This window comes from Kribbella sp. NPDC051586 (genome assembly GCF_044453965.1).
Lineage (GTDB): Bacteria > Actinomycetota > Actinomycetes > Propionibacteriales > Kribbellaceae > Kribbella.
In genome coordinates, this window is sequence record NZ_JBITDF010000001.1 from 1,655,160 (window position 1) to 1,679,371 (window position 24,212).

Annotated in this window: 22 protein-coding genes; 15 read left to right on the plus strand and 7 right to left on the minus strand. The window is 69.1% G+C overall.

Going from position 1 to position 24,212, the window contains the following annotated elements; translation table 11 throughout:
• Window positions 1-20 precede the first annotated feature (20 nt).
• Window positions 21-599 carry a GNAT family N-acetyltransferase gene (locus tag ACIA58_RS08265; RefSeq protein ID WP_396402894.1) on the plus strand — a complete coding sequence of 193 codons (579 nt, stop codon included), beginning with the start codon at window positions 21-23 and terminating at the stop codon, window positions 597-599.
• A gap of 9 nt (window positions 600-608) precedes the next feature.
• On the opposite strand, the gene ACIA58_RS08270 is transcribed toward ACIA58_RS08265, so the two are convergent.
• The gene (locus tag ACIA58_RS08270) at window positions 609-1,376 is read right to left on the minus strand and encodes an IclR family transcriptional regulator (RefSeq protein ID WP_396402895.1); all 768 of its coding nucleotides are present in this window, start codon (window positions 1,374-1,376) and stop codon (window positions 609-611) included.
• A 114-nt stretch (window positions 1,377-1,490) separates the two neighbouring features.
• Between ACIA58_RS08270 and ACIA58_RS08275 the strand changes: the two genes are divergently transcribed.
• The 8 genes from ACIA58_RS08275 (at window position 1,491) to ACIA58_RS08310 (ending at window position 7,583) form a co-directional block, all read left to right on the plus strand.
• Complete coding sequence (locus ACIA58_RS08275) at window positions 1,491-2,693, plus strand: DUF6986 family protein (protein WP_396402896.1); 1,203 nt, start codon at window positions 1,491-1,493, stop codon at window positions 2,691-2,693.
• 27 nt (window positions 2,694-2,720) lie between these two features.
• Window positions 2,721-2,960 carry a thiamine-binding protein gene (locus ACIA58_RS08280; RefSeq protein WP_350853623.1) on the plus strand — a complete coding sequence of 80 codons (240 nt, stop codon included), beginning with the start codon at window positions 2,721-2,723 and terminating at the stop codon, window positions 2,958-2,960.
• Window positions 2,953-3,348, plus strand: coding sequence for a helix-turn-helix domain-containing protein (locus ACIA58_RS08285; RefSeq protein ID WP_396402897.1), 396 nt, complete (start codon window positions 2,953-2,955; stop codon window positions 3,346-3,348). The genes ACIA58_RS08280 and ACIA58_RS08285 overlap by 8 nt, the downstream gene beginning before the upstream one ends.
• Window positions 3,349-3,439: 91 nt before the next feature.
• Entirely contained in the window at window positions 3,440-3,934 is a 495-nt protein-coding gene (gene uraD, locus ACIA58_RS08290; RefSeq protein WP_396402898.1) for a 2-oxo-4-hydroxy-4-carboxy-5-ureidoimidazoline decarboxylase, read from the plus strand.
• Window positions 3,931-4,245 carry a hydroxyisourate hydrolase gene (uraH, locus tag ACIA58_RS08295; protein WP_396402899.1) on the plus strand — a complete coding sequence of 105 codons (315 nt, stop codon included), beginning with the start codon at window positions 3,931-3,933 and terminating at the stop codon, window positions 4,243-4,245. Before uraD (ACIA58_RS08290) ends, uraH begins: the two co-directional genes overlap by 4 nt.
• Before the next feature lie 5 nt (window positions 4,246-4,250).
• A complete protein-coding gene (gene pucL, locus ACIA58_RS08300) occupies window positions 4,251-5,156 on the plus strand; it encodes a factor-independent urate hydroxylase (protein WP_396402900.1) in 906 nt (301 codons plus the stop codon).
• Window positions 5,129-6,502, plus strand: coding sequence for an 8-oxoguanine deaminase (locus ACIA58_RS08305; RefSeq protein ID WP_396402901.1), 1,374 nt, complete (start codon window positions 5,129-5,131; stop codon window positions 6,500-6,502). Before pucL ends, ACIA58_RS08305 begins: the two co-directional genes overlap by 28 nt.
• A 133-nt stretch (window positions 6,503-6,635) precedes the next feature.
• Window positions 6,636-7,583, plus strand: coding sequence for a type IV toxin-antitoxin system AbiEi family antitoxin domain-containing protein (locus ACIA58_RS08310; RefSeq protein WP_396402902.1), 948 nt, complete (start codon window positions 6,636-6,638; stop codon window positions 7,581-7,583).
• A 28-nt stretch (window positions 7,584-7,611) separates the two neighbouring features.
• Here the strand turns inward: ACIA58_RS08310 and guaD are convergent, their stop codons facing one another.
• The 6 genes from guaD to ACIA58_RS08340 all read right to left on the minus strand — a co-directional run bounded on the left by guaD (window position 7,612) and on the right by ACIA58_RS08340 (window position 17,094).
• Complete coding sequence (gene guaD, locus ACIA58_RS08315; RefSeq protein ID WP_396402903.1) at window positions 7,612-8,889, minus strand: guanine deaminase; 1,278 nt, start codon at window positions 8,887-8,889, stop codon at window positions 7,612-7,614.
• The gene (gene xdhC / locus ACIA58_RS08320; RefSeq protein WP_396402904.1) at window positions 8,886-9,743 is read right to left on the minus strand and encodes a xanthine dehydrogenase accessory protein XdhC; all 858 of its coding nucleotides are present in this window, start codon (window positions 9,741-9,743) and stop codon (window positions 8,886-8,888) included. The genes guaD and xdhC overlap by 4 nt, the downstream gene beginning before the upstream one ends.
• Window positions 9,740-12,079: a xanthine dehydrogenase molybdopterin binding subunit gene (gene xdhB / locus ACIA58_RS08325; protein ID WP_396402905.1), complete on the minus strand. Its 2,340-nt coding sequence runs from the start codon at window positions 12,077-12,079 to the stop codon at window positions 9,740-9,742. The genes xdhC and xdhB overlap by 4 nt, the downstream gene beginning before the upstream one ends.
• Window positions 12,076-13,512 carry a xanthine dehydrogenase small subunit gene (locus ACIA58_RS08330; protein WP_396402906.1) on the minus strand — a complete coding sequence of 479 codons (1,437 nt, stop codon included), beginning with the start codon at window positions 13,510-13,512 and terminating at the stop codon, window positions 12,076-12,078. The genes xdhB and ACIA58_RS08330 overlap by 4 nt, the downstream gene beginning before the upstream one ends.
• Window positions 13,509-15,437, minus strand: coding sequence for a 2-oxo-4-hydroxy-4-carboxy-5-ureidoimidazoline decarboxylase (gene uraD, locus ACIA58_RS08335; RefSeq protein ID WP_396402907.1), 1,929 nt, complete (start codon window positions 15,435-15,437; stop codon window positions 13,509-13,511). The genes ACIA58_RS08330 and uraD (ACIA58_RS08335) overlap by 4 nt, the downstream gene beginning before the upstream one ends.
• Window positions 15,438-15,561: 124 nt before the next feature.
• On the minus strand, window positions 15,562-17,094 hold the full coding sequence (locus tag ACIA58_RS08340) for a PucR family transcriptional regulator (RefSeq protein ID WP_396402908.1): 1,533 nt from the start codon (window positions 17,092-17,094) through the stop codon (window positions 15,562-15,564).
• A 153-nt stretch (window positions 17,095-17,247) separates the two neighbouring features.
• Here ACIA58_RS08340 and ACIA58_RS08345 point away from each other — a divergent pair, with 153 nt between their 5' ends.
• The 6 genes from ACIA58_RS08345 to ACIA58_RS08370 are packed head-to-tail and all read left to right on the plus strand — an operon-like array spanning window position 17,248 to window position 24,072.
• On the plus strand, window positions 17,248-18,060 hold the full coding sequence (locus ACIA58_RS08345) for a hydroxypyruvate isomerase family protein (RefSeq protein WP_396402909.1): 813 nt from the start codon (window positions 17,248-17,250) through the stop codon (window positions 18,058-18,060).
• A gap of 17 nt (window positions 18,061-18,077) precedes the next feature.
• Window positions 18,078-18,962, plus strand: coding sequence for a 2-hydroxy-3-oxopropionate reductase (locus ACIA58_RS08350; RefSeq protein WP_396402910.1), 885 nt, complete (start codon window positions 18,078-18,080; stop codon window positions 18,960-18,962).
• The gene (gcl, locus tag ACIA58_RS08355; protein WP_396402911.1) at window positions 18,962-20,737 is read left to right on the plus strand and encodes a glyoxylate carboligase; all 1,776 of its coding nucleotides are present in this window, start codon (window positions 18,962-18,964) and stop codon (window positions 20,735-20,737) included. The genes ACIA58_RS08350 and gcl overlap by 1 nt, the downstream gene beginning before the upstream one ends.
• Window positions 20,737-21,933: a glycerate kinase gene (locus tag ACIA58_RS08360; RefSeq protein ID WP_396402912.1), complete on the plus strand. Its 1,197-nt coding sequence runs from the start codon at window positions 20,737-20,739 to the stop codon at window positions 21,931-21,933. The genes gcl and ACIA58_RS08360 overlap by 1 nt, the downstream gene beginning before the upstream one ends.
• The gene (gene allB / locus ACIA58_RS08365) at window positions 21,920-23,260 is read left to right on the plus strand and encodes an allantoinase AllB (RefSeq protein ID WP_396402913.1); all 1,341 of its coding nucleotides are present in this window, start codon (window positions 21,920-21,922) and stop codon (window positions 23,258-23,260) included. Before ACIA58_RS08360 ends, allB begins: the two co-directional genes overlap by 14 nt.
• Window positions 23,257-24,072, plus strand: a complete 816-nt coding sequence (locus ACIA58_RS08370) for a bifunctional allantoicase/(S)-ureidoglycine aminohydrolase (RefSeq protein ID WP_396402914.1) — start codon at window positions 23,257-23,259, stop codon at window positions 24,070-24,072. Before allB ends, ACIA58_RS08370 begins: the two co-directional genes overlap by 4 nt.
• Window positions 24,073-24,212 lie beyond the last annotated feature (140 nt).

Here is a 24,212-nt window from a genome sequence, read left to right on the forward strand (position 1 = left end):
AGGCAGCTCACAATCAGCGAGTGCCCGACTATCAAATCGTCCGCGACGACGACCCGCGGTGCGCCGAGCTGGAAGCAGCCGGCTACCGCGTGGTCGCCGAGTCGTGGGCGGTGCGACTGTTCGACCCGGATCGCGAGCTGCTGGAGTCCGCCGTACGCCGTGCGACCGCCGGCGGGCTGACGATCCGCGAACTGGGACCCGAGTCGGCCGAGCTCCTGCACAACCTCGAGAAGGCGAACGAGGCGGACTACCCGTACACGCCCGCGACGCACCGCGTGGTGGGCGAGCTCGTCGACTTCCGCGCGCTGTGGCCGGGCAACCGAGTGTTCGGCGCGTTCGACGGCAACCGGTTGGTGGGCGCCACGGTGATCCGCCAGAAGGACGGCTTCGGCGACACCGCCTTCACTTCGGTCCTAGCCACCCACCGTCGGCGAGGGGTCGCCCAAGCCGTCAAGGCGGCGTCGATCCTCGCCTTCCTCGACGTCGGCATCACCCGCTTCTCCACCGGCGGCGCAGCTGCCAACCAAGCCAGTCTGCGCGCGAGCCAGTCGCTCGGCTATCAGCTCACCGAACAATGGCGAACCTATTCACCCGAATAAGGAGGTCGCCTAATGCAGGTCTTCGGACAGAGACTTGGCGGCCTGGGTGAGGAGGGGTACGGCGCGTTCGACCAGGTCTTCCGTCATGCGGCCGGCGGGGCCTGAGATGGAGATGGCTAGTGGGGTCGGGGCGTCGGGGACTGCGACGGCGACGCAGCGGACTCCTACCTCTTGCTCGCCTTCGTCCATTGCGTAGCCGTGGTCGGAGGCTTGGTGGAGTTGGGTGGTGAAGGCGTCCGCTGTCGTGATGGTGTTGTCGGTGTGTTGCGGCATGCCGGTGCGGTGCAGGAGGTCGCGGACTGCCGCCTCCGGGAACTGCGCCAGGATCGCCTTGCCAACAGCGGTGCAGTGCGGCAGGACGCGGCGTCCGACCTCGGTGAACATGCGCATCGAGTGCCGCGACGGCACCTGGGCGAGGTACACGATCTGGTCGCCGTCGAGCATCGCCATGTTGGCGGATTCGCCGAGTTCGTCGACGAGGCGCGCGAGGTGCGGACGCGCGAAGACGCTCAGCATGTGCGACGAACTCTCCCCGAGCCGGATCAGCTTCGGCCCGAGCACGTACTGCCGCGACGGCTCTTGACGCAGGTAGCCGAGGTCGACCAGGGTTCGAACCAGTCGGTGGATCGTCGGCAGCGGCAGGCCGGAGGCCGTGGCCAGCTGGGACAGGCCCATCATGCCGCCCGCGTCGGCCATGGTCTCGAGCAGCCCGAAGGCGCGCTCGATGGACTGCACACTGCCGGTACGGCCCTTGGGACCGCCGTTCGTTTCCGCCATGAGACTCCACCTTTCCGGATGACGGAAGTTTAGCGCCAGATCCCGGAAGATCCAGATAGTTGTATCTTCCGCACAGTAGACATTAGTCTCCACCATACGGAAAAAGGAGGCCATATGGACGACCTGCTGGCTGAGCTCGACCGGCGCCTGGCCGCTGCGGACGCGGCGCTGGCCGCCGATTACCGAGGCGATCGCGGCGTCCGCCAGCCGATCCACACGGTGTATGTGCCGGCCGATCGGTTCGACGTACGCACCGTCGGCGACTGGGGTGCGCAGGCGCGTGCGGCGCTCGACGCGTACGGCGGATCGGCCGCGGAGCTCGCGAAGGTGCTTGATCTGCCGGACGAGTTCGCCGACGACGTGTACGACCGGGTCCGGGCCAAGCTCGAGCACGAGCCGATCGAGGACCTGCGGATCGACTTCGAGGACGGCTACGGCAACCGGCCCGACGACGAAGAGGACGCCGCCGCAACCGCCGTCGCCCAAGCCCTGGCAGCGCAGAAGACCCCGGCGACCCCCTTCCACGGACTGCGGATCAAGTCGCTCGAGGCCCCGACCCGCCGCCGCGCGGTCCGCACCCTCGACCTGTTCCTCAAAGCGGCCACGATCACCGACGGCTTCGTCATCACCCTCCCGAAGGTGACGTCCGTCGAGCAGGTCGAGGCGATGGTGCTCGTACTCGAGACCATCGAGCAGCAGTACGGCCTACCGCTGCTGAAGTTCGAGATCCAGGTCGAGACCCCGCAGGCGATCCTCGGCGCCGACGGCACCGCGCTGATCGCCCGGATGGTCAAGTCCGGCGGCGACCGCGTCACCGGATTGCACTACGGCACGTACGACTATTCCGCCTCGCTCGGCGTCGCGGCGGCGTACCAGAGCATGGAGCACCCGGTCGCGGACCACGCCAAGGACGTGATGCAGCTGGCCGCGGCCGGCACCGGTGTGTTCGTATCCGATGGTTCGACCAACGTTCTCCCGGTCGGCGACGCCGTACACGATGCGTGGCGCCTCCATTTCCGGCTGGTACGGCGTTCGCTCGCCCGCGGCATCTACCAGGGGTGGGACATGCATCCCGCCCAGCTCCCGACCCGTTTCGCGGCGACGTACCTGTTCTACCGCGAGGGCTTCGACCAGGCCGCTCGTCGCTTGCGTGCGTACCTGGGCCACGGCGAGTCCGGCTACCTCGACGAGCCGGCCACTGCGGCAGCGCTCGCCGGTTTCGTACTGCGCGGCATCGAGTGCGGCGCCATCGACACGACGGAGTTCGACACAACCGGCCTGGCGAAGCTTGCCCGCAGGGCCGTGCCGGAGGACTAGCGCCTCGCGTGGCGCTAGCCTCGCGACATGAGACTCGTAGCGGAGTTCACCACGGAGCCCTTCGATGTCGAGGGTTCGCCGCCCGCGCATGCGACCGAGGCGCTGCGGGCGGCCGAGGAGGCCGGGCTCGAGTGTGAGTTCGGCCCGCTCGGCACCCAGGTGAGCGGCGAGCAGCACCTGCTGCTGCCCGCGCTCCCGAAGGTGCTCGAGGCGGCGTTCGCCGGCGGCGCGAGCCAGGTGACCTTGCAGGTACGCCGCGATGCCTGAGCAGCACGCCCTCGTACGGGCGATCACGCCGCTGGTCGAACGGCTGAACGCCCAGCTCGTCGATCCCGCCGACGCTCGCGACGATGACGTCACGCTCCAGTGGGACGGCAAGCCCGTGGTCGCCGTACGCCTTCCGGTCAAAGCCGCCTCCAAGACCCGGTCCAAGGTGCCTGAAAACGCCGAAGGCGGCGTACAGAGCCTGCTGGCCGGCGTCGCCGAGGAGTTGGGCGGCCCGCTGCACGAGCTGTCCCGCCATGACAAGCAGCAGGCGGTGCTGATGCTCGAGGCGCGCGGTGCGTTCGAGTTCCGGAAGTCCGCGGAGATCGTGGCCGAGGCGCTCGGCGTCACCCGCTTCACCGTCTACAACTACCTGAACCGCGCCCGCTGATTTTCAACAAACTGTTGACGACAGGCGAGTCGGATGTCACGCTCTCGTCATACGGAAAGTCGATTTCGGGATTCGAGAAGGTGTGTGATCCGTGGACCTGGAGGAGTTCAACTCCACTCCGGCTGACCGGCTGCGGCCGGCCCTGGCGGCCTGCTGCGACGTGCCCCGTTGGGTCGACGGAATCCTGGCCAAGCGGCCGTACGGCGACCTCGCCGCACTGACCGCCGTCGCGGACCAGTCGCTGCGGGAGCTCGACGACAACGAGGTCGACCGGGCTCTGCAGGCGCACCCGCGGATCGGTGACCGGCCGCAGGGTGCGAGCGCCGAGGCATCCTGGTCGCGGAAGGAACAGTCCGGCGTCGGCGACGACCCGGAAGTGCGGCAGGCCATTGCCGAGGGCAACCGTCAGTACGAGGAGCGGTTCGGCCGGGTGTTCCTGATCTGCGCCACCGGGTTGTCCGCGCAGGACATGCTGGCCAGTCTTCGCGAGCGTCTCACGCACGACGACGCGACCGAGGCACCAGTCGTTCACGAGGAGCTGCGCAAGATCGCGCTGCTCCGTCTGGCCAAGGTGGTGGACGCATGAGTTCTCTCAGCACCCATGTGCTCGACACCGCACTGGGCCGGCCGGCGCAGGGTGTTCCGGTGCAGCTGTACCAAGCTGACGTCGTACTGGCGACCGGTGCGACGAACGACGACGGGCGGCTCGCCTTCACGCCGACGCTCGAACCAGGCACCTACCGGCTGTGGTTCGACGTCGCGACGTATGCGGCAACCACCGGTCAGGACATCTTCTTTCCTGAGGTCTCCGTGACCTTCCTGGTCGCCGACGAGCGGCACTACCACGTCCCCTTGCTGCTCAGCCCGTTCGCGTTTTCCACCTACCGAGGGAGCTGACCCCGATGGCCATCCACCTGGGCGCCAACCAGTACGGCAAAGCCGAGAGCCGCGTGGTCCGGATCTACCGTGACACGCCCCGCCACCAGATCCGCGACCTGAACGTCTCGACCGCCCTGCGCGGCAACTTCGAGGCCGCGCACACGACCGGCGACCAGAGCGACGTACTGCCGACCGACACGCAGAAGAACACCGCGTTCGCCTTCGCCAAGGAGAAGGGCGTCGGGGCAATCGAGGACTACGCGTTGACGCTCGGCGCGCATTTCCTCGAGGCGTCGCCGGCCGCCGAGGGCGCGCGGGTCGAGGTCGAGGAGTACGCCTGGGACCGGATCCAGGTCGACGGTCAGGACCACGACCACTCGTTCGTCCGGACCGGTGGCGGGGTGCGTACGACGGTCGTCAACGTCGAGGGCCGCGGCGCGGAGCGGAAGTCGTACGTCGTGTCGGGGATCAGCGATCTCGTCGTACTGAAGTCGACCGGGTCGGAGTTCCACGGGTTCTTGAAGGACAAGTACACGACGCTGCCCGAGACGAACGACCGGATCCTCGCGACGTCGCTGGTCGCGCGCTGGCGGTATGACCACAACGACGTCGACTGGGACAAGTCGTACGACCAGATCAAGGGGCTGCTGCTCTCGCAGTTCGCCACGATCCACAGTCTCGCCCTGCAGCAGACGCTGTACGGCATGGGCGAGGCGGTGCTCGAGCAGCACCCGGAGGTCGCCGAGATCAAGTTCTCCGCGCCGAACAAGCACCACTTCCTGGTCGACCTCTCGCCGTTCGGCGACGAGAACCCGGGCGAGGTCTTCATCGCGGCGGACCGCCCGTACGGCCTGATCGAGGCGACCGTGACGCGCGACGACGCGAGCGACGCCGGCAGTGCGTGGCACGCCACACCCGGGTTCTGCTGACGATGTCGGTGATCGTGATCGAGGGGGCCTACGTGGCGACCCTCGATCCGTCCCGGCGCGAGTTCGTCGGGCATGTGGTTGTCGAGGGCAAGCGGATCGTTGCGGTCGGCCCCGGTTCCGCGCCGGCGTACGACGGCGCCCGGGTGGTCGACGGGTCGGGATGTCTTGTCACACCGGGGTTTGTGAACACGCATCAGCACCTGTACCAATGGGTGACGCGCGGACTGGCCGCGGACGCGACGTTGTTCGAGTGGTTGACCACGTTGTACCCGGTCTGGGCGCGCATCTCCGAGGAGACCGTGTTCGTCGCGGCGCGGGCGGCGCTCGCCCAACTCGCTCGGACCGGATGTACGACGGCAGCCGACCACCACTACGTCTTCCCGCGCGACGGTGGCGATCTGCTCGCTGCCGAGATCACAGCGGCAGCTGAGATCGGGTTGCGCTTCCATCCGGCCCGCGGGTCGATGGATCGCGGTCAGAAGGACGGAGGACTGCCGCCGGACTCCGTGGTCGAGGACCGCGACGACATCCTCGCCGCAACCGAGGCCGCGATCGACCGCTGGCACGATCCGTCGCCGGACTCGATGCTGCAGATCGTGGTCGCGCCGTGCTCGCCGTTCAGCGTGAGCGGCGAACTGATGCGCGATTCGGCCGAGCTGGCCCGGCGCCGCGGCGTACGGATGCACACACATCTGGCCGAGACGACGGACGAGACCGATTGGTGCCGGGAGACGTACGGGTGCACGCCGCTCGAGTACGCCGACCGCCTGGGCTGGACCGGGCCTGACGTGTGGTTCGCGCACGGCATCCACTTCGACGACGCCGAGATCAAGCACCTCGGCAGCACCGGCACCGGCGTGGCCCACTGCCCCAGCTCCAACGCCCGGCTCGGCGCCGGCATCGCCCGCACCGCCGACCTCCGCGCGGCCGGCGCTCCGGTAGGCCTGGGCGTAGACGGTGCCGCCAGCAACGAATCCGGCAGCCTCGTCGAAGAAGTCCGCCATGCCCTGCTCTTCGCCCGAGCCCGCGGCGGCCCCCAATCCCTCACCGTCCGAGCCGCGCTCGAAATGGCCACCCTCGACGGCGCCCAGATCCTCGGCCGCGCCGACGACATCGGCTCCCTGGAGCCCGGCAAACTCGCCGACCTGGCCCTGTGGGACCTGACGACCCTCCCCCACGCCGGCATCCCCGACCCTGTCGCCGCCCTCGTCCTCTCCACACCACCCCCGCTGGCCCTACTCCTGGTCAACGGCCGCCCCGTCGTACAGAACGACTCACTCGTCAGCGTGGACGAGGCTGCCGTGGCCGCCGAGGTCGCGCGGACCCAGTCCCGCCTCGTCACCTGACCACCGTCGGACACCCACTGGGGACTGCTGACAAGACATTGCTTGTCCGCAGACCCCGGTTGGGGTCCAACGTTTGTCCACAGGTCTCGGATTGTCGCGCCGAGATGGTCCGTCCCGGTGCATCTTCTGGGGTGTGAACAAGAGACTGGAAATGATCGCGGCTGATCGGAACGGGTGGTTCACCCGGGCCGACGTCAGCGCCGCCGGGTACAGCGACAGCGAACTGCGGCAACGGCTCGGCAGTGGGCAATGGGTCAGACTCAGCTACAACTCGTACGTCGAGCCCGCCGACTGGTGGACCGAGGAGCCACCCTGGGAGCGGGCGACCCGGCTGCACCGGCTGAACGTCCAGATGTCGGGTGACCGCCTCCGCGACGTCGTTGTCAGTCACCAGTCTGCTGCGGTCCTGCACGGGCTGCCCAGCTGGGGGCTCGATCTCGCGAAAGCCCACTTCACCCGACCGGGGTCCGGGCGGGGCCGGGGTAGCCAATGGACCCGGGTGCATCGATCGCCGATCGCGGCCGAGGAGATCGTCGAGATCGACGGCCTCCGGGTGATGAGCGTCGAGCGTGCGATCGTCGAGACGAGTTGCACGGCGTCGTACGAGACCGGCGTGGTGCTGGCCGACGCTGCCCTCCGGGAGCGGCTGACCAATCCGGACAAGCTTGCCGCCGCCGTACTGCGGCATCGCCACTGGCGAGGTTCTCCGGCCGCGAGCGCCGCGACCCGGTTCGCGAACGGTCTGAGTGAGTCGGTGGGCGAGTCCCGCCTGCGCGTGCTGATGGCGAACCATGGGCTGCCGGCGCCGGAGCTGCAGGTCGAGATCCGCGGCGACTCGGGCCGCTTGATCGGGCGGGTCGACTTCTTGCTCGCGGGCCAGCTCGTGGTCGAGTTCGACGGGGCGATGAAGTACGGCGGCAGCGCGGACGTCGTACTCGCGGAGAAGTGGCGTGAGGACCGTCTGCGGGAGCGCGGGTATGGCGTCTGCCGAGTCGGCTGGACCGACCTGGACCGGCCGAGCCTGACGGCTGATCGGCTATGGCGGGGGCTCGGACACGCAGCGGGGACCTCGGACAAGTAAAAGCTTGTCCGAGGTCCCGATTAGGTCGTCAGTGCAGCAAGGTGCCGTTGATCCAGACGGCTTGAACGTCGGCGGGGGTGCCTAGGGTGAAGATCCGGGCGAGGGCTTCTTCGGTGTCTTCGGCGTGGGTGATGGCTACCGCCAAGGGAGAGCCGTCGGCGGGGCGGAGGAGTTGGGCGTCGAAGTGTTGGCCGACGCTCAGGTGGCCTACCTGCGGGAGGTCCAGGGCCTCGGCGCCGGCGGCGGTGGAGAGGTAGAGGAGGTGCGCGGCGGTCAGGGGGCGGCCCTGGTCGGCGAGGAGTTGCTGGCAGAAGTACGCCTGCAGGCCCTCCTTCAGGAGCGAGAAGCCGGTGCCGGCGCCCACGTCGGAGCCCAGCGCGACGCGTACGCCGTACTGCAGGTGCCGGCTGAGCGGGAACAGTCCGCTGCCCAGCGCCGCGTTGCTCGTCGGGCAGTGTGCGACGGTCGCCCCACTGGTGGCCAGCACCTTGAGCTCCACGTCCGTCGGGTGGACGTTGTGGGCGAGCACGGTACGGCGGTCCACCAGGCCGTGGCGGTCGTACGTCGTGACGTAGTCGGCGCCTCCGAACAGGTCGGCCACGGAGGCGATCTCGGCCTCGTTCTCGTTCACGTGCGAGGTGAACAGGGCGCCCGGGATCGCCTCCATCAGTTCGTGGCAGGTGGCCAGGAGGTCGTCGGTGCAGGACAGCGAGAAGCGGGGTGTCACGGCGTACCGGTTGCGGCCGACGTTGTGCCAGCGGTTGGCGAGGGCGAGCGACTCGGCGTACGCGCGGACCGGGGTGGTCAGGAGCTCCGGCCGCAGGAGGCGGTCGCTGAGCACCAGGCCACTGGTCACCCGCAGACCGACGCCGGACGCGGCGTTGAACAGCGCATCGACCGCGTCGGAGTAGTGCGCGCCGAAGACGAGCGCCGATGTGGTCCCGGCTGCGGCCAGGCCGCGAACGAACTCGTTGGCCACACCCGTGGCATAGGAGACGTCCGCCATCCGCGCTTCCTCCGGCAGGGCGTACCGGTCGAGCCATTCGAGCAGCGGCAGGCCGAGGCCGCCGACCGCGCGGATCTGCGGGAAGTGCACGTGCGTGTCGACGAAGCCGGGGAGTACGACGCCGTCGGTCAGGTCCACGACCTGCTCGGCGGGGTGTGCGCTCCGGATCTCCAGGAAGGGGCCACGAGCAACGATCACGCCGTCCTGGACCAGCAGGCCGGTGTCGCTGTCCACGCGCAGGTTCCCGCCGTTGAACGGGTTCTCCGGCGTGTCGATGAACGTGCCACGGAAGATTGTCATGCCTTCGCCTCACGATGAGCCGACGCGGGGCGACGCTCGGCAGATTGGGCCGACACGGGATGCCGTTCGGCGGTAAAACGTTCGAGCAGCCAGGCGGCAACGCCGACCGCGATGACGGCCGGCTCCTTGCCGGTCACGCTGGGAATGCCGATCGGCGTGGTGATCCGGGCGATCGCTTCCTCGGTGTTGCCGTCCTCGGCGAGTTTGCGCTGGAAGCGGGTCCACTTCGCGCTGGATCCGATCAGCCCGATCGTGGCCAGCGCGTCGTTGCGGATGGCAACGTCGCAGAGCGCGGCGTCCTCGGCGTGGTCGTGGGTCATGATCAGGGCGTGCGTGCCGGGCGGCAGCTCGCCGACCACGAGCTCCGGCAGCACCGGCACGTTGTGCACGTGTACCTGGGCCACCGCATCGTCCAGTACGGCGAGCCGATCCGTCGTCAGCTGATCGGCTCGCGAGTCGACCAGGTGCAGCTCGATGTCGTGCCGCGCGAGGATCCGCGCGAGCTCGAGCCCGACATGCCCGACCCCGAAGATCGCCACCGACGGCACCACAGGCAACGGTTCCAGCAACAGCTTCACCTCTCCACCACAACACTGGACCCCGTGCTGGTACGGCGCTTTGTCCGACAACGCCGCCGTCAGCTCCTCAGGCACCGTGATCCCGTCCGCGATCATTTCCCGCGAACGCTCGACCGCCAGGGCCTCGAGGTTGCCGCCGCCGACAGTCGCCCAGACGTTGTCAGCGGCAACCACCATCTTCGCCCCGGCCTCGCGCGGAGCATGTCCCCGTACCGACGTGACGGTGACGAGGACTCCCGGCCGACGACCGGATCGGAGCCGTTGGACGGCTTTCATCCATTCCATGAGACACCGCCTCGTGCGCGGTCCAGAGCCCAATAGACGGCTTCCGGGGTTGCCGGTGAAGGCAGGTCGACGCTGGTGCCCGCCGGGCCGAAGGCCGCCGCGGCGTTGCGCAACGCCTCACGGACGGAGAACGCCAGCATCAGAGGGGGTTCACCCACAGCCTTGGAGCCGTAGACAGCGCCTTCCTCGTGAGCCTTCTCCAGCAGCCGGACGTTGAAGACCTCCGGCATCTCCGAGAAGCTCGGCAGCTTGTACGTGCTGGCCGCCTGAGTAGCCAGCCGCCCCCGCCGGTCGCCGGTGCTGTCGTCCCACCGCAGGTCCTCGAGCGTCAACCATCCGGCGCCCTGAACGAATCCGCCCTCGATCTGCCCGATGTCGATCAACGGGCTCAGGCTGTCGCCGACGTCGTGCACGATGTCGACCCGCCGCAACGTATAGGCCCCGCTGAACCCGTCCACCTCGACCTCGGCCGCCGCAACGCCGTACGCGAAGTACTTGAAGGGCTCGCCGCGCATCGCATTGGCGTCCCAGTGCAGACCCTCGGTCCGGTAGAACCCGGCCGCCCACAGCTGCACGCGCTGCATGTAGGCCATGCCAACCAGTTCGTTCCACGGAACGCCCTCACCGGACAGCCCTCGCACGTCGCCGTCCACGAAGCGAACGTCCGACGGGCTGATCCCGAGCCGCCCGCCGGCAACCTGCGCCAGCCGCTCGCGGATCTGTTCGCAGGCGTTCTTGATCGCCGCACCGTTCAGATCGGCACCGGACGACGCAGCAGTCGCGGACGTGTTCGGCACCTTGTCCGTACGCGTAGGCGCAAGCCGTACCCGCGCCAGCGGCACCCCCAACGTGGTCGCAGCGACCTGCAGCATCTTCGTGTGCAGGCCCTGGCCCATCTCGGTGCCGCCGTGGTTGATCAGCACTGACCCGTCCTTGTAAACATGGACGAGCGCCCCAGCCTGGTTGAAGGCGGTCAGGTTGAACGAGATGCCGAACTTCACCGGCGTCATCGCCAACCCGCGCTTCACATGCTCGTGCGACGCGTTGAACGCCTCCAACGCAGCAATCCGCGCCTCAATCTCGCCACCCGACAGGACCTGACTCCAGCACGACTCCAGCCGATCCGCATGCCGCACCGGTTGCCCGTACGGCGTGGCGTCGCCCGGCTGGTAGAAGTTCCGTCGACGCAGCTCCAAGGCGTCGTACCCGAGCAGCGGCGCGCACCGCCCGAGGATGTCCTCGATCACGAGCATCCCCTGCGGCCCGCCGAAGCCGCGGAACGCGGTCTGCGACGTCTTGTTCGTCTTCGCGATCTGCCCGTCGACGCGGACGTGCGGAATCTCGTACGCGTTGTCGATGTGGCACATGGCCCGCGCCAGCACCGGCTCCGACAGGTCGAGGCTCCACCCGCCATCGGCGGTCAGCGTCGCATCCAGCCCAACCAGCCGACCGTCGTCGGAGAAGCCAACCCGCCACGACGAGTGGAACCCGTGCCGCTTGCCCGACATCGTCATGTCCTGAGTCCGGTTCAGCCTCAGCCGCACCGGCCGCCCGGTCAGCGTCGCGCCGAGCGCGGCGATCGCGGCGAACCCGTGCGGCTGCATCTCCTTGCCGCCGAACCCGCCGCCCATCCGCAAGCACTGCACGGTGACCGAGTGGCTCGCCAGGCCCAGCACATGCGCAACGATCTCCTGCGTCTCCGAAGGATGCTGCGTGCTCGACTGGATGAAGATCTGCCCGTACTCGTCCACCTGCGCCAGCGCCGCATGCGTCTCCAGGTAGAAGTGCTCCTGGCCGGCGAACTCGAACTCGCCGCTGAACACGTGCGCCGCCCCAGCCAGCGCCCCCTCGACATCGCCACGCTCCAGGTGCCGCCCGATGCCCTGGAAGCTCCCCGCCTCGATCGCCTCTCGTACCGTCACCAGCGACGCCAGCGGCTCGTACTCGACCTCGACCGCCAGCGCCCCGAGCCGCGCAGCCTCCAACGTCTCCGCGAGCACCCAGCACACCGCGTGCCCGTTGAACATCACCTCGCCCGGGAACAACGGCTCGTCATGCTTCACCCCGGCGTCGTTCACCCCAGGTACGTCGTCCGCGGTCAGCACCCGCACCACGCCAGGGACGTCGTACGCCGGCTTCACGCGCAACGCGGTGATGCGCGCGTGCGCGTGCGGCGACTGAACCGGCCACGCGTGCAGCACATCCTTCGTCCGGACGACGAGATCGTCTGTATATAAGGCGGTCCCGGTCACATGCAGAGCAGCACTCTCATGCGGCAGCGGAACGCCGACAACGGCGGCAGCGGGCCGCTCTGACAACGAGCTCATGCGTCAACCCCCTTGAAGTAGAAGCGGAGCAACGACTGCCCGAGCATCGCCGACCGGTACGACGAACTCGCGCGGTGATCGTCCATCGGCGTACCCTCCGCGGCCATCACGCCGGCCGCGGTTCGTACGGTCGTCTCGTTCCACGGCTGACCGATCAGCGCGGCTTCGGTCTCCCGGGCTCGCAACGGAGTCGCCGCGACGCCGCCGAGGCCGATCTTCGCGTCCTGCACCACGCCGTCGCGAACGTCGACGGCATACCCGATCGCGACGCTGGAGATGTCGTCGAACCGGCGCTTGGCGATCTTGTGGAAGGCCGTCATCGGTGCCAAGGGCAACGGGATCACGATCGTCCTGATCAACTCGTCGGCGGCTTTCACGGTCTGCCGGTACCCGGTGAAGTACTCAGCCAACGGCACCACGCGCTCACCCCGGGACGACGCGAGCACGAGTCGAGCGTCCAGTGCCAGGAGTGCAGGTGGGGTGTCGCCGATAGGTGATCCGGTCCCCAGGTTCCCGCCGATCGTCGCGCCGTTGCGGATCAGTCGCGAGGCGAACTGCGGGAACAGCTCGGCCAGCAACGGCACCCGGCCCGCCAGCTGCCGCTCGATCTCGGTGAGCGTCAGCGCCGCACCCAGCCGGACCTCGTCGGACGCGACGCTGAACTCGCGCAGCTCAGGCAGGCGGTCGATCGCGATCGTGAGCGGCGGGCGGGAACCGAAGATGTTCACCTGGACGCCGAGGTCGGTCGAACCGGCGACCAGCACCGCGTCGTTCCGATCGCCCAGCACCGTGAGGGTTTCGGCGAGCGTCGTCGGGCGGATGAACTCGCCCTCGGCCGACGACAGGCCCGTGGGCGCCGGGGCGGGCGGCGGCGAGTTACGCCGTACTGCGAGAGCGTCGTTCTCGGTGGGGTCCTCGAGGGCGTAGGCGGCGTCGCGGATCGGCCGGTAGCCGGTGCACCGGCACAGGTTGCCGCTCAGCGAATGCAGATCGAAGCCGTTCGGGCCGTGCTCATGATCGCCCTCACCGCACGCACGTCCCGGGCGGTAGAACTCGGCTGCCATGCTGCACACGAAGCCTGGTGTGCAGTAGCCGCACTGCGAACCCCCACGAACGGCCATCTCGCGCTGAACCGGGTGAAGTTCGGCCGGCGAGCCGAGGCCCTCGGACGTGACCAGCTCCTGTCCGTCGAGTGACGCGACCGGCAGCAGGCACGCGTTGACCGCGATCCACTCGGTCGGCGCGTCGATGCCGGTCCGGGCGACGAGGACCGAGCACGCGCCGCACTCGCCCTCGGCGCACCCTTCCTTGGCGCCGGTCAGACCGCGGTCGCGCAGCCAGTCCAGAACCGTGGTGTGCACGGGAATGTCGCCGAGAGCGGTGACCTCACCGTTCACCGTGACGGCAGGGGCTCGCAGTGCTTGGGTAGTCATCGGTTCGTGCTCCAACGGGTACGGGCGCTGTGGATCGGGTTGGCGTCGGACACGAAGTCGTCGAACCGGTAGCCGGCGATCTTCGCGATCTCGAGCAGCGCGGCGGCGTGCTCCTGGTTCTCGCAGTTGCTCAGTCGTTCACGGCCCTGCTCGACGATCCGGTCGTACGACTCGGCGTCGCGAACCGAGATCACCAGCGGGAACCCGAAGCGGTCCTCGTACGCCGACGTGATGGCGGCCAGCTGGTCGCGCTCGGGGTCGCCGAGGAACGTCAGACCCTTGTCCGACTGGTCCCGCAGCGACGCCTCTCCGCTCAGACCGTCGGCGACGAACTGCGAGCCGAGCTGCGGGTACGCCTGGATCAGTTCCCGCTGCTCGTCCCGCGAGCCGGAGAACAACGCCTCCTGGAAAGAACGCCGCAGCGCGTGGGTGTCGGCGTACGGCCGCATGTCCCAGGCCCGCTCGACGGCCCAGCGCGGTCCCTGGAACAGCCCGCCGAACGTCTCGACGAACTCCTCGCGCGTCATCTTGTTCACCTGGTCCAGCCGGACCGTGTCACCCGGCTGCCCCGCCACCGCCGGGCCGAAGTTCTTGCCGACGTGGTGGAACAGGATGTTCAGGCCTATCGCGGTCAGGCTGCCCAGCGTGATGCCGCTGCCGAAGATGATCTCGGCCCAGTCCGGCACGGCCTGCGCGACCTGTGGCTGCGCGGTCACGTACATCGCCAGGCCGACGCTGGTCGCGACGATGACGACGTTGCGGTGATCGTGGAAGTCGACCTTGGCCAGCGTCTGGAAGCCGACCACGGCCACGGTGGCGAACATCGCCAGCGCCGCGCCGCCCAGCACCGGGTGCGGTACGCCGGCCACGATCGCGCCGGCCTTCGGCAGCAGCCCGATCAGGATCATGATCGCGCCGGCCGTCGCGACCACCCAGCGGCTGCGGATCCGGGTCAACCGGACCAGGCCGACGTTCTCGGCGAAGCAGGTGTACGGGAACGAGTTGAAGATGCCGCCGATCGTGGTGGCCAGGCCGTCGGCGCGCAGCGCCCGGGCGATGTCCTCGCGGCCGATCCGCTTCTCGACGATCTCACCCGTCGCGAAGACGTCACCAGTCGTCTCCACCGCGGTGATCAGCATGACCACGACCATCGAGATGATCGCCGCCACCGAGAACTTCGGCCAGCCGAAGAAGAACGGCGTGGTCACCCCGGCCCAAGCCGCGTCCCCGACCGCGCCGAAGTGCGCGTCGCCGAACGCCCAGGCCACCAGGGTCCCGGCGACCAGGCCGATCAGGACGGCGATGGTCGCCATGAAGCCCTTGAAGACCCGCTGGATCAGCACGATCAAGGCCAGCGTCCCCAGCGCGTAGGCCATGTTCTTGGCGCTCGTCGGCGCAGCGTCCGGGCCGGCGCCGCCGACCGCGTCCCCGGCCGCGACCGGCAGCAGCGCGAGGCCGATGATCGTGATCACCGAGCCGGTCACGACCGGCGGGAAGAACCGGATCAGCTTGCTGAAGAACGGTGCGATGAAGAAGGTGGCCAGCCCGGCGACCAGGACGGCGCCGTAGATGACCAGCAGGCCGTCGGTCCCGCCGCCCGCGGCGAGGCCGATCGCGATCATCGGCGACACTGCCGTGAACGTCACGCCCTGCAGCAGCGGCAGCCGGACGCCGACCTTCCAGAAGCCGACCGACTGGATGATCGAGGCGATGCCGCAGGTGAACAGGTCGGCGTTGATCAGGTGGATGAGCTGCTCGGTGGTGAGACCGATCGAGCTGGCGAGCAGGATCGGTACGATCACGGCTCCGGCGTAGAACGCCAGCACGTGCTGGGCGCCGTACACCGCCAGCTTGCCCGGAGGCAGCAGCTGGTCGACGGGGTGGCGGCTGGATCGCCGGCTACTGGGTCGCAGGACTGCCTTCATCGGGACACGCTCCTCGGGGGTTTTGACCTGCACCCGAGCATCGGCTCACTCCGGCCCGGATTGCACCCGGTGAACCTCCGAAGATGAACCGCTGATGAACACGTCCCTTTGGACGATCACACAACTAGAGGGATTTGAGCGCCAGGAACACGTCGACGCGGTCCTCCAGGCTCGACAGATCGCGACCGGTCAGTTGCTCAACGCGTTCGATCCGGTAGCGAACGGTGTTCACGTGCAGATGCAGCGACTCCGCCGTACGCGTCCAGGAACACGAGCAGGCGAGGAACGCCTGGAGCGTGGTGAGCAGGTCGGCATGGGTCCGGCGGTCGTGCTCGACGACCGCTCCGAGGACGCGGTTGGTGTACGTACGCCGTACGTCGTCGGGCAGCGTGGCGAGCAGCAGCACATGGGATGCGACCTCGTCCGAGGTGACCATCGACACCGGCGCACGCCCGGCGCCGGCGGCACGCTGCGCGAAGCGGGCCTCTTCCAGCGCGCCGGCGAGTGCGTCGACCGAGGTCTCGCCGCTGATGCCGACCGCGAGCCGGCCTCGGGCCAGCCCCGGGCCGAGGCGGCCGAAGGCGCGTCGCAGATGCTCGGGCAACCCCGGCGTGTAGGGCAGGAAACCGACCAGCAACCCGTCGCGTCCGGGCGCAACGACAGCCGGGCCGACGGTCAGGGCGACGTCCTCCAGCAGGCTCAACGCGACCTCGGTCGGTCCGTCGTCGCGGAGCTCGGCGACGGCTATGACCATCGGTCGCTCCGAGTGTGCTCCGGCCTGCTTGAGCCGCGCCGCGACCTCGGCCTGCGGCGCGCCGGACTCGACCAGCGCGAGCGCGTCCGCGACCAGCGGCCGGAGCGCCCGGCGGCCCTCGTCGCGGCGGGCCCGGTCCAGCGCGGCGATCGCGCACAGCTCGTGCACAGCCTCGACGTGGTCGCGGGACCATTCGTTGTGGTCGCCCTCGATCACCACGACCCAGGCCGTCAGCCGGTTCCCGAGCCCGGATCCGACCGGGAACAGGCTGTACGACGCGTCGATCGTCATCGCCACCGCAGGCGTGCGATCCGCGGTCAGGAACTTGCGGGTGACCGCGTCGGCCGCGTCCGGATCCAGCTCACCCGGGCCGGGGACGACGTGGCGCCCGGTCGGAGTCATCACGCGGCAGTCGTGCCCGATCTCGGCGGAGATCCGCGCCGCCAACTCGTCGAGGCTCCGCCCGGCGGCAATCGATGACAGCAGCTGCCGCTGACGGACGAGACTGGCCGACAACCGAGCCCCGGTCTCGGCTGATCCCGCTGCCGCGACGTACTCCGTCACGTCCGCGAAGGCGATCTCGATCGGCACCTCGATCAACGTGACCTCGTACCGCCGGCAGGCCTCGAGCAGATCCGCGGGCACGTCCCCGAGCTGGGCCTTCCCGGCCAGGATCGTGGTCGCTCCGCGCCCCGCCATCGAGGCGACGAACACCTCGCTGTCCATCGGCCGGCGTCGCCAGACCAGCCCGGTCAGCACCACCTCACCGCCGTTCAGGTACCGCCCCGGCTCCAGCAGGTCGGTGGTGACGAGTCGCCCGATCGGGCGATCCAGCACTCCGCCCGCCGAATGCAGCAACCGCAGCCCGAGCTCGGGCGCGTCCAGCAACTCGGCCAGCAGCACGGCACACCTCCTTTAGAGGAACGTACAACGCGCGCGCCTACGCGAGACAGCCCCTGCTGCCGGTGGATCGAGACCTTGACGCTCTCGTCCGACCACCCTATGGTTTTCGCAGAACAGAAATGAACTTCCGCAATACGGAAAAATGGAGTCAGGATGAGCCACCAACTGCGGTACACGGTGAACTGCTCGCTGCTGTTCACCGAGCTGCCTCTGCTGGAGCGGCCGGCGGCCGCCCGTCGCGCCGGGTTCAGCGCGGTCGAGTTCTGGTGGCCGTTCGTCGAGGCCGTCCCGCCGCAGCGGCAGGTCGACGCGTTCGTCACCGCGATCACCGACGCCGGTGTGCAGCTGACCGGCCTGAACTTCTTCGCCGGCGACATGCCCGGCGGCGACCGCGGGCTGGTGTCCTGGCCGAAGCGGTCCAGCGAGTTCCGCGACAACGTCGACGTCACCGTCGGCATCGGCGAACGGCTCGGCACCCAGGGCTTCAACGCTCTCTACGGAAACCGCGTGGACGGCACCAGCCAGCAGGAGCAGGACGACCTCGCGGTCGAGAACCTCGCCCTTGCCGCCCGGGCCGCGGCTCGGATCGGCGCGACCGTCCTGGTCGAGCCGGTGAGCGGCGCGGAACGGTACCCGTTGAAGACGGCGGCCGACGCCCTCACCGTGATCGATCGAGTCCGGTTGGCGCACGACGTACCGAACGTCGGGCTGCTCGCCGACCTCTATCACCTCGCGGTCAACGGCGACGACGTGAACAAGGTGATCGCCGACCAGACCGACTGGGTCGCCCACGTGCAGATCGCCGACGCGCCGGGCCGTAACGAGCCCGGTACCGGCACGCTCCCGCTCGACCACCAGCTCACCGCCCTCGAGGCGAACGGCTACGCCGGCTGGGTCGGGCTCGAGTACAAGCCGTCCACAACCTCAGACGCAAGCTTCGGCTGGCTCCCGTTCGAGCGCCGCTGAATTCCCAGGAGAACGAAATGACGAATATCGCCTTCATCGGCCTCGGCATCATGGGCAACCCGATGGCCGTCCACCTCGCCAACGCCGGCCACACCGTGGCCGGGCTGGACCGCAGCCCCGAGCGGGCCGAGGACCTCGTCGCCGCCGGCGGCCGGGCCGCGACCTCGCTGGCCGACGCGGTCAAGGGCGCCGACGTGATCTGCGTGATGGTGCCCGACTCGCCGGACGTCCAGGACGTGCTCGAGGGTGAGGACGGAGTCTTCCAGCTGGCCGAGACCGGCACGCTGATCATCGACTTCTCCAGCATCCGGCCGGACGTCACCCAGCAGCTCGCCGAGCAGGCCCGGGCGCTCGGCTTCCACCTGCTCGACGCTCCGGTGTCCGGCGGCGAGGCGGGTGCGAAGAACGCCGCGCTGTCGATCATGGTCGGCGGCGACGCGGACGACTTCGCCAAGGCCAAGCCGCTGTTCGACGCGGTCGGCACGACGGTCGTCCACGTCGGCCCGAGCGGTTCAGGCCAGACGGTCAAGGCCGCGAACCAGCTGATCGTCGCCGCGAACATCCAGGCGGTCTCCGAAGCGGTGATCTTCCTGGAGGCGTACGGCGTCGACACGAAGGCCGCACTGGAGGTGCTGGGCGGTGGCCTGGCGGGCTCCACCGTGCTGAACCAGAAGAAGGAGAACATGCTGTCGCGCTCCTTCCAGCCCGGGTTCCGGATCGACCTGCACCACAAGGACATGGGCATCGTGACCGCGGCTGCGCGCGAGGCGGGTGTCGTCGTACCGCTCGGTGCTCTCGTCGCGCAGCTCGTCGCGTCGGCGCGGGCGAACGGCGACGGCGGTCTCGACCACTCGGCTCTGCTGCGCGGCGTCGAGCGACTGTCCGGGAAGGAGATCGGCTGATGGCCCGGATGCGCGCGGTTGACGCCGCAGTACTGATCCTGGAGAAGGAAGGTTCGACGCAGGCGTTCGGGCTGCCCGGCGCGGCGATCAACCCGTTCTACAGCGCGATGCGTGCCCACGGCGGGATCAAGCACGTCCTCGCCCGCCACGTCGAGGCCGCCTCGCACATGGCCGAGGGCTACACCCGGGCTCGCGCCGGCAACATCGGCGTCTGCATCGGTACGTCGGGCCCGGCCGGCACCGACATGATCACCGGCCTGTACTCCGCGGCCGCGGACTCGATCCCGATCCTGTGCATCACCGGCCAGGCGCCGGTCGCCAAGCTGCACAAGGAAGACTTCCAGGCCGTCGACATCTCGTCGATCGCCAAGCCGGTGGCGAAGTGGGCGGTCACGGTGATGGAGGCCGCGCAGGTGCCGGGCACCTTCCAGAAGGCGTTCCAGGTGATGCGCGAAGGTCGTCCGGGTCCCGTGCTAGTCGACCTGCCACTCGACGTACAGCTCGCCCAGATCGACTTCGACATCGACACCTACGAGCCGCTTCCGGTCTCCCGTCCCGCGGCCACCCGGGCGCAGGCGGAGCGGGTGCTGCAGATGCTCGGAGCGGCCGCCCAGCCGCTGATCGTCGCCGGTGGCGGGGTGATCAACGCGGACGCGTCCGATCTGCTGGTGGAGTTCGCGGAGCTGACCGGGATTCCCGTCGTACCGACGTTGATGGGGTGGGGCGCCATCGGCGACGACCACCCGTTGAGCGCCGGCATGGTCGGACTGCAGACCTCGCACCGGTACGGGAACGCGACGATGCTGGCCTCCGACGTGGTGCTCGGCATCGGCAACCGGTGGGCGAACCGGCACACCGGTGGCCTGGACGTGTACCGCGGCGAGCGGAAGTTCATCCACGTGGACATCGAGCCGACGCAGATCGGACGCGTGTTCGCGCCGGACTACTCGGTCGTCTCGGACGCGCGGGCCGCGCTCGAGGTCTTCGTCGAGGTGGCGCGCGAGTGGGCCGCCGACGGCAGGCTGGCCGACCGTACTGCGTGGGCCGCGGAGTGCCGCGACCGGCGTACGGCGTTGCAGCGGAAGACGCACTTCGAGAACACGCCGATCAAGCCGCAGCGGGTGTACGAGGAGATGAACCGGGCGTTCGGGCCGGACGTCCGCTACGTCAGCACGATCGGGCTGTCGCAGATCCAGGCCGCGCAGATGCTGCACGTGTACCGGCCGCGGCACTGGATCAACGCGGGCCAGGCCGGGCCGCTCGGCTGGACCGTGCCGGCGACGCTGGGGGTCGCGGTCGCGGACCCGGAGAGCACTGTGGTGGCGTTGTCGGGTGACTACGACTTCCAGTTCCTGATCGAGGAGCTGGCGGTCGGGGCGCAGTTCAACATCCCGTACATCCACGTGGTGGTGAACAACTCGTACCTCGGGCTGATCCGCCAGGCGCAGCGTGGGTTCGACATGGACTACTGCGTGCAGCTGGCCTTCGAGAACATCAACAGTCCTGAGGTCAACGGGTACGGCGTCGACCACGTGAAGGTCGTCGAAGGGCTCGGCTGCAAGGCATTGCGGGTCTTCGAGCCGGACGGCATCCTGCCGGCGCTCGAGCAGGCCAAGAAGCTGATGGTCGAGCACCAGGTCCCGATCGTCGTCGAGGTCATCCTGGAGCGCGTCACCAACGTCTCCATGGGCGTCGAGATCGACAACGTCATCGAATTCGAAGACCTGGCGATCTCGCCCGAGGACGCGCCGACTGCCTTGGCCTTGCTGGACTGATGGTTCGGGTAGTAGTTGCCTCCGACAAGTTCAAAGGAAGTCTGACCAGCGCGGAGGTGGCGGCCGCGGTCGGCGCCGGGGTACGACGAGCCTGCCCCGACGCGACCGTGGTCGCGGTGCCGGTGGCCGACGGTGGTGACGGCACGCTCGCCGCTGCCGTCGGCGCCGGGTTCGTGCTCGTCCCGGTCGTTGCCTCGGGCCCCACGGGCGAACCGGTCAAGTCCGGGTACGCCCGCCAGGGTGATACCGCGGTCGTCGAGCTCGCGGACGTCTCCGGCCTCGTACGGCTCCCCGGTGGCGTCCCGGCCCCGTTGACGGCTACGTCGTACGGCACCGGCGAACTGATCGCCGCGGCCGTCGACGCCGGCTGCACCCGCATCATCCTCGGCATCGGCGGCAGCGCCTCCACCGACGGCGGCGCCGGCCTGATCGCGGCCCTCACCCGCGGTGTACCCACCGACCCGGACCGCCCGGCGCAGCCCGCACACTTTGGGGGGTTAACCCCTCAACGTGCCGGTTCTACCCCCCGAATACCGACTGGGAAGGGACCATTTGAGGGGTTAACCCCCCAAATGGTCGGCCGCCTGGAGGGCGTGGAGGTCGTGGTGGCTTGTGATGTGGACAATCCGCTGACGGGGGCCCGGGGCGCGGCGGCTGTTTACGGGCCGCAGAAGGGCGCCACGGCTGAGCAGGTCAGCGAGCTCGACGGCAAGCTGAGCGCCTGGGCGGACCTGGTCGCCGAGCACACCGGCCGGGATCTGCGAGACGCACTGGGCGCTGGAGCGGCGGGTGGAGTTGGGTTCGCGGCCCTTTCGCTCCTCGGTGCCGAGCTCCGGCCGGGGATCGAGCTGGTGCTGGAGATGGTCGGGTTCGACGAGCAGCTTGCTGGGGCCGACCTCGTGATCACGGGTGAAGGGGCGCTCGACGAGCAGACCCTGCACGGGAAGGCCGTGGCTGGAGTAGCCGCGAAGGCGGCGGGTATTCCGGTGGTTGCGGTTTGTGGTGTGAACCGGCTGGAACCTCACCAGCTACGGGAAGCCGGCGTGCGAGCGGCCTACGCGCTCACCGACCTCGAGCCGGACGTCCAGCGCTGCATCGCCGAGCCGAAGCCGCTGCTCGAACAGCTCGGCGAACGGATCGCGGTCGAGCACCTTACGATGACGGGAAGGAGAGAGGCATCGGATGAACGCTCTTGATCTGGTGATCCGCGCCCGGCGAGTAGTGCGCCCCCTGGGCGAGCAGCCGGGTGCGATCGGCGTCCGGGACGGGCGGATCGTGGCGATCGCGCCGTACGACGCCGACCTCCGGACGGCCGCCGATCTCCGCCTCGCGGACGACGAGGTACTGCTTCCCGGTCTCGTCGACTCCCACGTACACGTGAACGATCCCGGCCGCACCGACTGGGAGGGCTTCACCTCCGCGACGAAGGCAGCGGCCTACGGCGGCGTCAGCACGATCATCGACATGCCGCTGAACAGCATCCCGCCGACCTGCGACGTCCCGGCCCTCACGCTCAAACGCAAGACCGCCGAGACCCAGGCGTACGTCGACGTCGGCTTCTGGGGCGGCGCGATCCCGGGCAACGTCACCGACCTGCGGCCGCTGCACGACGCCGGCGTGTTCGGCTACAAATGCTTCCTTCTGCATTCGGGCGTCGACGAGTTCCCGCCGCTCGATCACGCGCAGCTCGAGGCCGCGATGCGGGAGATCAGCAGCTTCGACGGGCTGCTGATCGTGCATGCCGAGGACGCCCACCGCATCGACGAAGCGACCCCGCCGAACGGCGCGAGCTACCTCGACTTCCTCAACTCCCGTCCGCGCGCAGCCGAGAACGAGGCCGTTGCGGGCGTCCTCGACTTGGCCCGCGAGACCGGCTGCCGCGTCCACATCCTGCACGTGTCCAGCGCCGAGGTCCTGCCGCTGATCGCGAAGGCCCGCAACGACGGCGTACGGATCACCGCGGAGACCTGCCCGCACTACCTGAGCTTCACCGCGGAGGACATCCCCGACGGCGCCACGCAGTACAAGTGCTGCCCGCCGATCCGCGAAGGCGCCAACCGCGAGCTCCTTTGGGACGGTCTGCGCGACGGCACGATCGACCTGGTCGTCTCCGACCACTCGCCGTCGACGGTCGACCTCAAGCACCTCGACACCGGCGATTTCGGTACGGCGTGGGGCGGCATCGCGTCGCTGCAGCTCGGCCTGCCCGCCATGTGGACCGAGGCTCGCCGCCGCGGCTTCACGCTGTCCGACGTCGTCCGCTGGATGTCCGCCGCGCCCGCCAAGCAGACCGGCCTGGCCACCAAGGGCGGCCTCGACGTCGGGTACGACGCCGACTTCTGCGTCCTCGCCCCGGACGAGACCTTCATCGTCGACGCGACGAAGCTCCAGCACAAGAACGCCATCACGCCGTACGACGGACGCACGCTCACCGGTGTCGTTCGCAGTACCTGGCTCGGCGGCCGACCCATCGACATCGACGTCGACCCGCGCGGCCGCCTGCTGACCCGAGGAGAACGATGAGCTACTACGCGCCGAAAGGCGGACTGCCCGCGCAGACCGACCTCACCACCGACCGCGCGGTCTTCACCGAGGCGTACGCCGTCCTGCCGCGCGGCACGATGCGCGACATCGTCACCAGCCGGCTGCCGTTCTGGGACGACACCCGGTTGTGGGTGATCGCGCGTCCGCTGTCCGGGTTCGCGGAGACCTTCTCGCAGTACATCGTCGAGGTCGGGCCCGGCGGCGGCAGCGACAAGCCGGAGACGGATCCGGCCGCCGAGGCTGTCGTATTCGTTGTCTCAGGCAACCTTGTGCTGACGGTCGCGGGTGAGAAGCACACGCTGACGGAGGGCGGGTACGCGTACCTGCCGCCGGGCGGGGACTGGACGGTGCGGAACACCAGCGACGCGGTCGCGACGTTCCACCTGGTGCGGAAGGCGTACGAGCGGATCGAGGGGATCGACGTACCGCCCGCGTTCGTCACCAACGAGGCGGACGTCGAGGGCCGGGAGATGCCGGGCACCGAGGGACGCTGGAAGACGCAGCGGTTCGCGGACCCGGACGACGTGCGGCACGACATGCACGTGAACATCGTCAGCTTCGAGCCGGGCGGGGTGATCCCGTTCCCGGAGACGCATGTGATGGAGCACGGGCTGTACGTGCTGGAGGGGAAAGCGGTCTACCTGCTGAACAAGGACTGGGTCGAGGTGCAGGAGGGCGACTTCATGTGGCTCCGCGCGTTCTGCCCGCAGGCCTGCTACGCCGGTGGCCCCGGGCGCTTCCGCTACCTGCTCTACAAGGACGTCAACCGCCACCCCAAGCTCACACTCTGAGCTCTGTGCGGACAATGTCCGCGACGCCGTGGCCCCAGCAATGACGGCCGCACCACCCGGCCCAGCCTCCCTGCGCCCGGCTCGGTCAGGCCCGGCTCAGCCGTCCCCCCGCCGTCCCCCCGCCGTCCCCCCGCCGTCCC

Bases quoted from the DNA above. Each gene is read 5' to 3' on its own strand.
- ACIA58_RS08270 (WP_396402895.1), bottom strand. From the start codon at position 1,376: ATGGCGGAAACGAACGGCGGTCCCAAGGGCCGTACCGGCAGTGTGCAG.
- ACIA58_RS08275 (WP_396402896.1), top strand. From the start codon at position 1,491: ATGGACGACCTGCTGGCTGAGCTCGACCGGCGCCTGGCCGCTGCGGAC.
- ACIA58_RS08280 (WP_350853623.1), top strand. From the start codon at position 2,721: ATGAGACTCGTAGCGGAGTTCACCACGGAGCCCTTCGATGTCGAGGGT.
- ACIA58_RS08285 (WP_396402897.1), top strand. From the start codon at position 2,953: ATGCCTGAGCAGCACGCCCTCGTACGGGCGATCACGCCGCTGGTCGAA.
- uraH (WP_396402899.1), top strand. From the start codon at position 3,931: ATGAGTTCTCTCAGCACCCATGTGCTCGACACCGCACTGGGCCGGCCG.
- pucL (WP_396402900.1), top strand. From the start codon at position 4,251: ATGGCCATCCACCTGGGCGCCAACCAGTACGGCAAAGCCGAGAGCCGC.
- guaD (WP_396402903.1), bottom strand. From the start codon at position 8,889: ATGACAATCTTCCGTGGCACGTTCATCGACACGCCGGAGAACCCGTTC.
- xdhC (WP_396402904.1), bottom strand. From the start codon at position 9,743: ATGAAAGCCGTCCAACGGCTCCGATCCGGTCGTCGGCCGGGAGTCCTC.
- xdhB (WP_396402905.1), bottom strand. From the start codon at position 12,079: ATGAGCTCGTTGTCAGAGCGGCCCGCTGCCGCCGTTGTCGGCGTTCCG.
- ACIA58_RS08330 (WP_396402906.1), bottom strand. From the start codon at position 13,512: ATGACTACCCAAGCACTGCGAGCCCCTGCCGTCACGGTGAACGGTGAG.
- uraD (WP_396402907.1), bottom strand. From the start codon at position 15,437: ATGAAGGCAGTCCTGCGACCCAGTAGCCGGCGATCCAGCCGCCACCCC.
- ACIA58_RS08345 (WP_396402909.1), top strand. From the start codon at position 17,248: ATGAGCCACCAACTGCGGTACACGGTGAACTGCTCGCTGCTGTTCACC.
- ACIA58_RS08350 (WP_396402910.1), top strand. From the start codon at position 18,078: ATGACGAATATCGCCTTCATCGGCCTCGGCATCATGGGCAACCCGATG.
- gcl (WP_396402911.1), top strand. From the start codon at position 18,962: ATGGCCCGGATGCGCGCGGTTGACGCCGCAGTACTGATCCTGGAGAAG.
- ACIA58_RS08360 (WP_396402912.1), top strand. From the start codon at position 20,737: ATGGTTCGGGTAGTAGTTGCCTCCGACAAGTTCAAAGGAAGTCTGACC.
- allB (WP_396402913.1), top strand. From the start codon at position 21,920: ATGAACGCTCTTGATCTGGTGATCCGCGCCCGGCGAGTAGTGCGCCCC.
- ACIA58_RS08370 (WP_396402914.1), top strand. From the start codon at position 23,257: ATGAGCTACTACGCGCCGAAAGGCGGACTGCCCGCGCAGACCGACCTC.